Source organism: Terribacillus aidingensis (genome assembly GCF_900215625.1).
Classification (GTDB): Bacteria; Bacillota; Bacilli; order Bacillales; family Amphibacillaceae; genus Terribacillus; species Terribacillus aidingensis.
In genome coordinates this window covers 192,476-204,581 of record NZ_OBEK01000002.1, presented here as the reverse complement: position 1 = coordinate 204,581, position 12,106 = coordinate 192,476, and the positions used below count along the sequence as shown (strand labels likewise).

General features: G+C 43.3%; 14 protein-coding genes. All 14 read right to left on the bottom strand.

Annotated elements, in window-relative coordinates:
* Positions 1-13 precede the first annotated feature (13 nt).
* The 14 genes from CRO17_RS06430 to CRO17_RS06365 all read right to left on the bottom strand — a co-directional run bounded on the left by CRO17_RS06430 (position 14) and on the right by CRO17_RS06365 (position 12,097).
* Positions 14-1,711: a proline--tRNA ligase gene (locus CRO17_RS06430; protein WP_097040490.1), complete on the bottom strand. Its 1,698-nt coding sequence runs from the start codon at positions 1,709-1,711 to the stop codon at positions 14-16.
* Between the two features lie 15 nt (positions 1,712-1,726).
* Entirely contained in the window at positions 1,727-2,983 is a 1,257-nt protein-coding gene (rseP, locus tag CRO17_RS06425) for an RIP metalloprotease RseP (RefSeq protein WP_097040488.1), read from the bottom strand.
* Between the two features lie 15 nt (positions 2,984-2,998).
* Positions 2,999-4,144 carry a 1-deoxy-D-xylulose-5-phosphate reductoisomerase gene (gene dxr / locus CRO17_RS06420; RefSeq protein WP_097040486.1) on the bottom strand — a complete coding sequence of 382 codons (1,146 nt, stop codon included), beginning with the start codon at positions 4,142-4,144 and terminating at the stop codon, positions 2,999-3,001.
* A gap of 25 nt (positions 4,145-4,169) precedes the next feature.
* The gene (locus tag CRO17_RS06415; protein WP_097040484.1) at positions 4,170-4,994 is read right to left on the bottom strand and encodes a phosphatidate cytidylyltransferase; all 825 of its coding nucleotides are present in this window, start codon (positions 4,992-4,994) and stop codon (positions 4,170-4,172) included.
* Between the two features lie 15 nt (positions 4,995-5,009).
* On the bottom strand, positions 5,010-5,774 hold the full coding sequence (locus tag CRO17_RS06410; RefSeq protein WP_097040482.1) for an undecaprenyl pyrophosphate synthase: 765 nt from the start codon (positions 5,772-5,774) through the stop codon (positions 5,010-5,012).
* A 149-nt stretch (positions 5,775-5,923) separates the two neighbouring features.
* Positions 5,924-6,481, bottom strand: a complete 558-nt coding sequence (gene frr, locus CRO17_RS06405; protein WP_097040480.1) for a ribosome recycling factor — start codon at positions 6,479-6,481, stop codon at positions 5,924-5,926.
* Entirely contained in the window at positions 6,481-7,206 is a 726-nt protein-coding gene (pyrH, locus tag CRO17_RS06400; RefSeq protein WP_077309524.1) for a UMP kinase, read from the bottom strand. Before pyrH ends, frr begins: the two co-directional genes overlap by 1 nt.
* A gap of 66 nt (positions 7,207-7,272) precedes the next feature.
* Complete coding sequence (gene tsf / locus CRO17_RS06395) at positions 7,273-8,154, bottom strand: translation elongation factor Ts (protein WP_097040477.1); 882 nt, start codon at positions 8,152-8,154, stop codon at positions 7,273-7,275.
* An 82-nt stretch (positions 8,155-8,236) separates the two neighbouring features.
* Positions 8,237-8,980, bottom strand: coding sequence for a 30S ribosomal protein S2 (rpsB, locus tag CRO17_RS06390; RefSeq protein WP_097040475.1), 744 nt, complete (start codon positions 8,978-8,980; stop codon positions 8,237-8,239).
* A gap of 172 nt (positions 8,981-9,152) precedes the next feature.
* A complete protein-coding gene (locus CRO17_RS06385; RefSeq protein WP_097040473.1) occupies positions 9,153-9,632 on the bottom strand; it encodes a DUF6115 domain-containing protein in 480 nt (159 codons plus the stop codon).
* 36 nt (positions 9,633-9,668) lie between these two features.
* The gene (locus CRO17_RS06380) at positions 9,669-10,445 is read right to left on the bottom strand and encodes a FliA/WhiG family RNA polymerase sigma factor (RefSeq protein ID WP_097041922.1); all 777 of its coding nucleotides are present in this window, start codon (positions 10,443-10,445) and stop codon (positions 9,669-9,671) included.
* Between the two features lie 50 nt (positions 10,446-10,495).
* Positions 10,496-10,990 carry a chemotaxis protein CheD gene (locus tag CRO17_RS06375; RefSeq protein ID WP_097040470.1) on the bottom strand — a complete coding sequence of 165 codons (495 nt, stop codon included), beginning with the start codon at positions 10,988-10,990 and terminating at the stop codon, positions 10,496-10,498.
* Positions 10,983-11,585 carry a chemotaxis protein CheC gene (locus tag CRO17_RS06370; RefSeq protein ID WP_342748967.1) on the bottom strand — a complete coding sequence of 201 codons (603 nt, stop codon included), beginning with the start codon at positions 11,583-11,585 and terminating at the stop codon, positions 10,983-10,985. Before CRO17_RS06370 ends, CRO17_RS06375 begins: the two co-directional genes overlap by 8 nt.
* 41 nt (positions 11,586-11,626) lie before the next feature.
* Entirely contained in the window at positions 11,627-12,097 is a 471-nt protein-coding gene (locus CRO17_RS06365; protein WP_097040466.1) for a chemotaxis protein CheW, read from the bottom strand.
* Positions 12,098-12,106 lie beyond the last annotated feature (9 nt).

The following is a 12,106-nucleotide window of genomic DNA, read 5'->3' as shown; positions in this document are numbered from 1 at the left end:
GGGCTTGTACTTTTTATAAATAAGAAGCTAGTTGATCTAGCAAATCATTTTCATGTGAAATTGCTTCTTGTTCTGTATCTCGGAACTTCACTTCCACTTCACCATTAGCAGCTAGTTTACCTACTGTAACGCGAACTGGAATACCAATCAAATCACTATCAGCGAATTTGACACCGGCACGTTCCTTACGATCATCGTACAACACATCGACGCCAGCTTCAAGTAATCTTTCATAAAGACGATCTGCCAGCTCACGCTGTTCGTCTTTTTTCGGATTCAAGCTGATCAGGTGCACTTGGAATGGACTAATGGCTTTCGGCCATATAACTGCTCCGTCCTTGCTGTGCTGTTCCACAGCTGCTGCAAGTGTACGGGAAACACCAATTCCGTAACAGCCCATAATAAGATTTTGTGCTTTTCCTTGTTCGTTAAGGAATTTCGCCTGCATTTTATCAGCATAAAATTCGCCAAGTTTGAACACTTGTCCAATCTCAATTCCTTCTGCAAACTGGATAGTGCCTTGACCATCTGGCGAAGCGTCCCCAGCTTGGATGAAACGAAGATCAGCATATTGCTTCACTTGGAAATCACGCTCTGGATTTACATTTTTAAAATGGTAGCCATCTTCATTCGCTCCGCATGAAACGTTAGCAACATACTTCACACTATTGTCCGCGATCACATCTACTGCTTCTGGTACATGAATTGGTCCAAGCGACCCGAAACCTGCGCCAAGAAGCTCTTTCACTTCTGCTTCATCCGCAAGCTCAACCATTTGTGCCTGATACAGGTTTTTCACCTTAATATCATTAATGTCATGGTCGCCGCGAGCGATAACCATTACAAGCTGCTCATCTACTTTGAAAACGACTGCTTTTAAGCCTTCTTCTAATGTATGACCAAGATAATCTGCAGCTTGCTGCATCGTTTTTACATTGGGTGTCTCTACCTTTTCTAAAGGCAGCGCTTCTGTGTCCGGCTTTTGTCCTTGATCAAGCACCTCTGCCATCTCAATATTGGCGGCATAATCAGACGAATCACTAAAAGCGATTGTATCTTCCCCAACAGAGGCTAGCGCCATGAATTCATGCGTATCTTTCCCGCCCATTGCACCAGAATCAGCAACAACTGCACGGAAATTCAATCCTACGCGTTTGAAGATGCGATGATAAGCGTCAGACATCGTTTTATAAGCTTCATCCAGACTTTCATAATCGGCATGGAAAGAGTAAGCATCCTTCATGATAAATTCACGGCCGCGAAGCAGTCCAAAACGCGGACGCTGTTCATCACGGAACTTTGTTTGGATTTGATAAACTGTAAGCGGAAGTTTTTTGTAACTGTTCAGCTCATCACGCACTAAGCTGGTCGTCACTTCCTCATGTGTAGGTCCGAGCGCAAACTGTCGGTTGTTTCGATCATGCATGCGCATTAGTTCCGGTCCGTACACCTTCCAGCGTCCTGTTTCCTGCCAAAGCTCTGCTGGCTGCAATGCCGGCATCAGCATCTCACTTGCTCCTGAACGATCCATTTCTTCCCGAATGATGGCTTCCACTTTACGCAGCACTTTTGTACCTAGCGGCAGGTAGCTGTATATTCCGGAGGCTGTCTGACGGATATAGCCGCCTTTGACGAGAAGCTGGTGGCTGATAGCTTCCGCATCAGCCGGTACTTCTCTTAATGTTGGTATAAATGTTTTACTTTGTCGCATTCTTCCACCTCTGCATCATAAAAATAACCGCTGTATATCATTCCAAGTGACCACAATCATTAAAAGCATCAGCAGTGCGAATCCAATGAAATGCACTACTGCCTCTTTCTGCGGTTCAACTGGTTTACCGCGCAGCGCTTCCACACCGATGAATAGGAGTCGTCCCCCATCAAGAGCAGGCAGCGGTACGAGATTGACAATTCCTAAATTGACGCTTAATAAAGCAGTCCATTGAATCAAGTTGATTAAACCTGTCTTCACTACTTGGTCAGTCGCATCATAGATTCCAACCGGACCGGATAAAGCATTAATATTAAGCTGGCCAGTTATGAGTTGCCCAAGATTAGTTAAAATTAACGTACCAAATTCATACGTTTGCTGGAAACTGTATGGAATTGCTCCCAAGAAGGATTTTTCCATAGCAAGTGTTACACCAATTTGACCGATCTTTTGGTCCCCGCTTTCTACGAGCGCAGGGATGATTGGCACTTGCTGCTCTTGACCGTCCCGTACGATCGTAGCTTGCAATTCTTCTTCCGGGCTGTCTTGAACAATTGCTGTGAATTCCTCCCACGTCTGTACAGGGGTTCCATTGATTGCTGTAATGTCATCACCGGATTGAAGTCCCGCTTCTTCTGCTGGGGAGTCTTTTTGTACGGTTCCTACAGCAGCGTTATCAGCTGGAATGCCTTGTATAAGTGCCAGCACGAAGAACAAGAAGATCGCTAGCAGGAAATTCATTAAAGGACCGGCAAATAATTGCATGGCCCGCTGTCTTTTGTTCTTTGAAGCAAATTGACGATTATAAGGGGCAATCTGTGTCTCTGTCTCGTCCATTACGTACATGGCTTTTTCGTTAACAGGGAAAGACAGACGTTCTTCCTCTCCAACTTCATAGCCATAAATCATCAGGCTATGATCCAAATCTGCCCGTTCCACTTCAATGACACGAGAATTTGGATGCTTCGATTTATTGTTGACGATAATCTTTGATACTTCTTGTTTGTGATTGAATTCCAGGCCGATATGATGACCTGGCTTTAATTCAACAATTTCAGGATCTTCACCGGCAACGCGGACATATCCCCCAATGGGAAGAAGTCTAATGGTATAAAGTGTCTCATTTTTCGTCCAAGAGAAAATTTTCGGTCCAAAACCGATAGCGAATTCACGTGCCAACATCCCAGCACGCTTTGCAAATATCAAATGTCCGAGTTCATGCACGAAAACGAGCAGCCCGAACACGAGAATAAACGCAATAATAGTTGTCATAATGAGCACCTGCCTTTATTGGATATAGGACCTCACTTGACTGCGCGTGAGTCGATCAGTCTCCATAATCGTTTCTAAGGACGGGAAAGATTCATAGTCGTGTGCATCAAGCGCACGTGCAACGTAATCCTCAATCGTGAGGAAGTCGATTTTCCCAGCAAGAAACTGTGCGACCGCTTCCTCATTCGCAGCATTAAGTACAGTTGTAGCAGTACCGCCTGCCTTGCCTGCTTCATACGCCATGCGCAAACAAGGGAACCGATCCAAACTCATTTCTTCAAAGTGGAGCTTGCCTATTTCCACTAAGTTTAACCTTTTTGAGACAGCTAAATCAAGTCTTTCCGGGTAGGTGAGCGCATACTGGATCGGAACACGCATATCTGGTGTTCCAAGCTGTGCCAGGACACTATAATCCTTGTATTCCACCATGGAATGAATAATACTTTCTCGGTGCTGAACAACTTCAATATCATCATAATCAATTCCAAAGAGCCAATGAGCTTCTATTACTTCTAAGCCTTTATTCATCATTGTGGCAGAATCGATTGTAATCTTTTGCCCCATGCTCCAGTTCGGATGGCGCAATGCATCCTCCAGCGTAACTTGTTTCAGCTCATCTCTAGTATAATCGCGGAAGCTGCCGCCAGATGCTGTTATGATAAGTTTATTTACATCTTCAAGCTTCTCACCATTAAGACATTGAAAAATAGCAGCATGCTCGCTGTCTACTGGAAGCAGATTCACACCATGTTTCTTCGCTTCTGCCATGACAAGATGTCCGGCAGACACAAGTGTTTCCTTATTAGCAAAGGCTACTTGCTTTTTCGCACGAATTGCTTCCAGCGTCGCTTCTAGTCCGATACTGCCGAGCACCGCATTAACGACAACATCGACCTCACTAGCCGAACTAATGGCAACCATACCAGAAGAACCAACCAAGATGTCGATATGAGGCATTGCCTGGTGAAGCTTTTCTTTTGCTGTTTCGTCCTGTACGACGACAACTGATGGGTTAAATTCTTTAATAAACGGTACAGCTTTTTCAACGTTGCGTCCGAATGCCATACTGTACAGCCGAAAAGCTTCCGGATGATTTCGGATAACATCTAAGGTTTGCAGACCAATAGAACCGGTTGCACCTAATAATGCGATTGTTTTCATCGGACACGCCCCTCTCTATACTCTATTAAATGAATTGAATTAAATGCAGGATTGGGAAAACAAAAATCATACTGTCGAAGCGATCTAAAATCCCCCCATGACCTGGCAGTATTTTGCCGGAATCTTTTACGAGATAATGCCGTTTGAATGCGGATTCAACCATATCGCCAAGCTGACCGAATACAGCAATTAAAATACAAACTCCAATTACGATCCAAATAGAGGCATTTACCGGCGAAACAACCTGGAATATAATGCCGGCTAAACAACCAAGCAAAAGACCGCCAATGCCGCCTTCAATCGTTTTATTCGGACTTATTGTAGGCCATAGTTTATGTTTTCCGAATGCCTTGCCAAAGAAATAAGCACCAGAGTCTGTTGCCCATATCACAACTAGCACAAAAATAAACTTAGCTAAGCCGGTAACAACATGGCCTTCAATAATGACATCCTGAGCATTTCTCGTGATAAGGAAGTAAAGGAACCCAAATCCAATGTAGACTACAGTAATGAGCAGAAATCCTGCATCTTCAAATGTAAAGCGATTCTTAGCAAGCACCGTATAGCTTAAAAGCAAAATTACAGAGAACAACAGAATGTCTGTCTTATTGATATGTACATCAAACATAGCATTAATCATGCCGAGTTCCGGTGATAATAAACCCCAAAGCATCAGGATACTGACGACCGATGGTATTTTGTATTTTGCGATCTTGCGCATACGCAGCAGCTCGATGAAGGCAATGGTCGCAATCAAATAAACGAACGCTTCAAACCATTCTCCTCCGAGCAGCACAAATATCATAAAAAATATGCCTGCAACAACCGCTGTAATTAAACGTTGCTTCATTATTAACTATTCACCTCAAATACCGCCATAGCGCCTTTTTCTGTTCTGGAAATCACTTACGGCCTGCTCAAACAGCAGCTCATCAAAATCAGGCCATAATACTTCCGTGAACCAAAGCTCTGCATAAGCACTCTGCCATAACAGGAAGTTGCTTAAGCGATGTTCACCGCTTGTACGGATAATCAAATCAGGATCTGCCATTTCTTCTGTATATAAATAACGAGATATGCAAGACTCATCTACTTCGTCTAACTGCAGCTTTTTCTCTTGAACATCCTGCATCATACTTTGGACCGCGTTCACCAGCTCATAACGTCCGCCATAATTTAACGCAAAGTTAAGAATCAGCCCATCGTTATGCTTTGTCTGTTCCATCGCTTCACGTACAGCTTCTCTTGTAAAAGAAGGCAGTCCTTCTAAATCCCCTATTGTTTGTACTTTGACATTTTCTTCTATCAGCTCAGGCAGATACGTTGTCAGAAACTCTTTTGGAAGCTTCATTAAAAACTCGACTTCTGCTTGCGGTCTTTTCCAATTTTCTTTAGAAAAGGCGTACAATGTCAGTACCTTCACGTTAATACGGTTGGCAGCTTTTACAATACGACGCACAGTCGTCATGCCTTCCTTGTGGCCGGCTATACGCGGAAGTCCTCGCTTTTTAGCCCAGCGACCGTTACCATCCATAATAATAGCTATATGATTTGGAATATTCTCCAGCTGTAATGTTGTCGGCTGCAATTCTATTCTTCTTTTCCTATTAAAAAAAGGAAGTTTAATCATTTTGAATCCTCCATTGGGCTTATTTCTCTGCTGACTGCATGAGTCAAACTGGGTGCCCTGTACAGTACTTGCTCTTTAGCTCTCGCAAAAAGTGCAAAAACCCCCTTTAGCAAGAGGGTCTTGTACTGCTTATTTTACATGGTTAAGGGTCAAACTTCCATTATTTCTTTTTCTTTGTCTTTAGCGAGGTTTTCCAGTTCGCCGATATGATGATCTGTTTCCTTCTGCACATCATCCTGGAAGCCTTTCAAATCATCTTCTGTGATTTCTTTATTCTTCTCGGCTTTTTTCAGCTGATCATTACCGTCACGGCGTGCGTTTCGGATTTGAACTTTCGCTTCTTCCAAATACTTGGATACAACCTTAACTAGATCCTTACGACGCTCTTCCGTTAAAGCAGGGATGCTTAGACGAATAATGTTACCATCGCTGGAAGGAGACAAGCCTAAGTCTGCTTTTTGGATCGCTTTTTCGATATCTGAAATAGCTGTTTTATCATATGGTGTAATAACAAGCATACGCGCCTCAGGTGCCGTAACACTTGCAAGCTGATTAAGCGGTGTAGAAGCACCATAATAATCAACATAAACGCTGTCTAGCAAGGACGGATTAGCGCGCCCTGCGCGTACCGTTGCCAACTGTCTGGAGAAAGCCTGTACTGCTTGTGTCATTTTACTTTTTGCATCATTTACAATTGCCGTTGACATTATTTATTCCCCCTGATAATTGTGCCGATATCCTCACCGGCAACTGCTTTTTTAATATTGCCTTGTTCACTGATTGAGAAAACGAGCAGCGGTATGTCATTATCCATGCATAGGGATGAAGCAGTTGCATCCATAACACCAAGTCCCTCATTTAGGATATCCATGTATGTTAAGGAATCATATTTTACAGCATCTGCAACTAATTTCGGATCTGCATTATAGACACCATCAACATTGTTTTTCGCCATTAAAATGACTTCTGCTTCTACTTCAGCTGCACGCAGCGCCGCAGTCGTATCAGTTGAGAAGTACGGGTTCCCAGTTCCGGCTGCGAAAATAACAACACGCTTTTTCTCAAGATGGCGAATCGCTTTCCGGCGAATATACGGTTCCGCAACCTGGCGCATTTCAATGGAAGTCTGCACTCTTGTCGGAATACCTAGATTCTCCAAGCTATCCTGTAAAGCCAGTGAATTCATCACGGTTGCCAGCATACCCATGTAATCTGCATTCGCACGATCCATTCCCATTTCACTTCCGACTTTACCGCGCCAAATATTACCGCCGCCGACAACAACAGCAACTTCTACGTCCATTTCAGCAACTTCTTTTACTTGTTCCGCAATATTGCGAATCACAGATGGCTCGATTCCGTAACCAACTGTTCCGCTTAATGCTTCCCCACTTAATTTCAATACAATTCTTTTATAGCGCGCTTTAGTCATTGTTGCCTCCAAAGGTATGTATTTTGTAAAAAAGGGAACACAACGTGTCCCCTTTTTTTGTCGTGCTTATTTTTTAACTTGGCTCATTACTTCATCAACGAAATTATCTTCGCGTTTTTCCATACCTTCGCCGACTTCATAACGAACAAAGTTCACGACTGAAGCACCTTTGTCGGATACATATTTTTTCACTTTGTGATCCGGGTCTTTAATGAAGCTTTGTTCAAGCAAGCAGATTTCTTCGAAGAACTTGCCTAGGCGTCCTTCTACCATTTTTTCTACGATGTTTTCTGGTTTGCCTTCGTTTAAAGCTTGTGTTTTCAATACTTCACGCTCGCGGTCGATTTCTTCTGCAGCAACTGCGTCACGAGAAACATAACGTGGGTTAACAGCAGCAACGTGCATTGCAACATCTTTTGCAAGGTCAGCATCAGTTGTACCGTCAAGCAATGTCAAAACACCAATACGGCCGCCGCCATGCAGGTAAGCACCGAATGCTTGGTTTTCTGTTTTGCTTACAAGAGCGAAACGACGTAGAGAGATTTTCTCTCCAATTTTAGCGATTGCAGCGTTGATGTATTCACCAACAGTTTGCTCATCGTTCATTTTCTGCTCAAGCGCTTCTTCCACGTCTGCTGGTTTGTTAGCAAGAATATGCTGTGCCACATCATTCAATAGTGTTTTAAACTGATCATTCTTTGTAACGAAGTCAGTTTCACAGTTTACTTCAATTAGTACTGCTTGATCGCCTTCTGTAGCGATGAAAGCAAGTCCTTCTGCTGCAACGCGGTCAGCTTTTTTCGCTGCTTTCGCGATACCGTTCTCGCGAAGATAGTCGATTGCTTTTTCCATGTCACCATCAGTTTGTGTTAGCGCTTTTTTACAGTCCATCATTCCTGCGCCTGTTTTTTCTCGCAATTCTTTTACCATTTGTGCTGTGATTGCCATCGTAAATGCCTCCTTAGGGTTTGGACAATTTATTTCTTGAAAAAAGGGTGATAAAAGGTCCCCCCTTATCACCCTTCATCCATTACTCGCTTACAGCTTCTGCAGCTTCTTCAGCAGCTGGAGCTTCTTGTTCTTCCAACTCTTCACCTTGCTTGGATTCCAAGATAGCATCCGCCATTTTGGAAGTAAGCAATTTGACAGCGCGGATAGCGTCGTCATTCGCAGGGATCACGTAATCGATTTCGTCTGGATCACAGTTCGTATCAACGATACCGATGATCGGGATGTTCAATTTGTGAGCTTCTGCAATTGCGATTCTTTCTTTACGCGGGTCGATAACGAATAGAGCGTCTGGAATTCTTTCCATGTCTTTGATACCGCCAAGGAATTTAACAAGACGTTCTTTTTCTTTAAGAAGACCTACTACTTCTTTCTTAGGAAGTACTTCGAAAGTACCGTCTTCTTCCATACGCTCGATAGATTTCAAGCGGTTGATACGTTTGCGGATTGTTTGGAAGTTTGTAAGCGTACCGCCCAACCAACGTTGGTTAACGAAGTACTGACCTGAACGGATCGCTTCTTCTTTAACAGATTCCTGTGCTTGTTTCTTCGTACCTACGAATAGGATAGTACCGCCGTCTGCAGCAAGTTCCTTAACGTAATTGTACGCTTCATCAACCTTCTTAACTGTTTTCTGAAGATCGATGATGTAGATACCGTTACGCTCCGTGAAGATGTATTTCTTCATTTTCGGGTTCCAACGGCGAGTCTGGTGACCGAAATGAACACCAGCTTCAAGCAATTGTTTCATTGAAATGACTGACATAGTGTTTCCTCCTAATGGTTTTTTCTCCTCCGACTGCTTCATCTTTTATCGGGAACTGATTGAATATCAGCACCTCCCGTAAAAATCGGCAGACGTGTGTATTAACACCAAAAATAAATATAGCACAGCTATTGCCTTCAATCAAGTTTCTTAGACATGTTTTTATACTTTCTCAGCTTTTTTTATCTGTATTGCCATTTTTCCTCATTAATAGGATTAATTCTACTTCCGTTTTCCCCATTCCAAGCTTTTTGGCAATCTCTGCAGGAGCGTGATGCTGCTCATGAAGCTGCAGGACGCGGCTAAGATTAGACATCGATACTTGGTCTTTTTCCTCTTCAAGCTGCGGAGGTGCATAATCTGCTGAATGAGGAGCTTCTTCTGCTTCTTTTTCAGAATAAGCTGCGGGAACAGCAGTGGTTTCCTGCTTCCTGGTATTAACCGAAACTTTTTCATTCACTTGCTCAGCTTGAAGCAGCCGTTCATTTTCTTCTTTTAATTCATCTAGGATGGAGTTGAGGATTGACTCATAAGCCTGCTTTTCTTTCTTATGTCTGCTTTCTTGCTGCTGTACGTTCGATTGAAGTGTTCGAATCGCAATAAAGGTAAGAAGATGCAGCAGAAGACTTGCGGCTACTAGTAGTGTAAGCATGGAGAACCTTCCTTCTATACAAAATGGAAATAGCTTTCAGCTGATAGCTGAAAGCTTTGCCAAAGATTCCCTTAATTTAAAGATTGCACGTTTGTGAATCTGAGAAATTCGGGAAGTTGTTAATTCCAGTATGTGACCAATCTCCGTAAACGTCAATTCTTCTTTATAGAAGAGACTGATGACGAGCTGTTCGTGTTGGTTGAGCAATTTGATACAGTCTGTGAGCTGATGCAGCAGTTCCTTCTGCATAACAGCATCCTCTGGCTGAGGTGTCTTTAAATCTGGAAGAACATAACCGGAGTCATGTTTTTCCTGTTTAGGCTGAGCAGGCTTGTCATCCATAGAAAGCACATTGGAAAACAGTGAATCCCGTACCGATTCTTCCACTTCATCTTTACTTAAACCAGTCTGCTTGGCAATTTCAGAGCTAGTAGGCTGACGTTCGAGCGACTGTTCCAAGCTGGCAGCTGCTGCTTCAATTTTTTTCACTTTATCTCGTACGGTACGAGGAAGCCAGTCTTCTTTTCGTAAGCCATCCATAATAGCACCTCTGACACGAAAAGAAGCATACGTTTCGAATTTGAAATCCCGGCTCGGTTCGAATTTTTGCAAGGCATCATACAATCCTGTGTAACCAAAGCTTCTGACATCATCTCTGCTCACACTGGAGGGAAGATGAGCAGCGATGCGCTGGGTGTGGTAATCTACTACGTGCATATACATTCGCATCAATTCATTGGCAGCTTCGTTATCTTTATTTATCAACCAGCTGTTCCAATAGTGCTGTTCTGTTTCTGATCCATTATTGACCATGAAACTCCCTCCTTCGTTTGCTGTTTCGTCATAGGCATAAAGCTGCTCCATTATATGATCGCTTCCTCTTTATTTACTGTTTTGACCTTCAAAGCACACGTATCAGTATCAAACTCAATCGTACGTCCATTACTGCCGCCGACATCCTTGCCTTCAATTGGAATTCGATATTCTTGCAGCTTCCGTTCCACTGCCTCAATGTTTCGGGGACCAATCCGCATCTTTTCATCACTTGACATGAAAGAAAACATTTGGGCTCCCCCTGCCATCTTCGCCTTAAAACGCATTTTGCTCGCACCTAATCGCAGCAAATTCGCAATCAGGTCGTCCATCGCAGTATCTGCGTATTTATTACGGTTCATCTGTGTCTGTCTGGCCAGACTCGAGTCAGGAAGCATGACATGTGCCATTCCAGCCAGCCTGGATTGTCTGTCGTAGACAACAACGCCGACGCAAGAACCAAGACCTGCTGTACGCAAATGCTGCGGAGAAGCAGCAATCTTTGCGTCAGCGATGCCGACATGCAACACCTCTGTATCAGTCATGCACTTCGACTCCTAAAGATCGGAATAATTGATCGAACGCATCTGGATCCAACAGCAGAAGAAATTTCCCTTCAATCATATGTTGTTCCTGATTCGGATTGAGTAAGGATATGACTGTATCAATAACAACCGTATAGTCGCTCTCCTGAGCAATTTCAATCAATCCATTTGCTAAAATGGCACCGCCCATATCCACACTTATTTGCGGAACGGATGGCTGCATATTTACATCAGCGAAATCACTGATAGCAGACAAATAGCTTCCGGCCAAAATGTTGCCCATTTCATGTAAAGCAGACAAGTTGATATCATCATGGGACGTGTTCGACCATGCGAAGGCCTCACTGCCCGTAATATAATGAACAAACATTTCTGCATCTCCTGGTTCTAACAGGAAAAACATGTTCCCTGGTGCATCTCCCTGAATCCGAAGATAGATGGCCGCTACTGGCTGCTCCGCACCGCCTGTCGAATCAATCAATTCATTAAAATGACATATTCGCACTGCAGGAACCTGCATGTCGATATCTCGGCGAAGCAAAGTAGAAAGAGCAGTAGAGGCGTTTCCTGCGCCTATATTTCCTGCTTCTTTCAATGCATCCAGTTGATCCTCTGTTATATGCCTTAAATCATACATTAGTTTTCAATAGACTTGATTTGCTCAATTTCATGGAATTTCAATACTTTCCGCAAATCAAGCAAAATGATCAGCCTGTCGTCCAGTTTTACAACTCCGTCAATATAATCGATGTCAATGGCACCAATCACTTGCGGTGATTCCTCAATTTTGTCGACAGGTATATCTACCACATCATTGGCAGCATCAACAATTAAACCGATGGATGTATCCGCAAGATCCACAATAATAATTCTTGTATTCTCATCAGCTGGTGTTTCCTCCAGTCCAAGGCGGCTGCGCAAGTCTACAATCGGTGTCACAATCCCGCGCATATTGATAACACCTTTGATGAAGTTTTCCGTATTCGGCACTCTCGTGATATGCTCCATCTTCTCAATTGAACCTACTTGGGTTACTGGTACCGCATATTCTTCATTCTTTAATTGAAAAACAATTACTTTCACATCTTGTACGATTTCTTCTGCCATAATGAACCC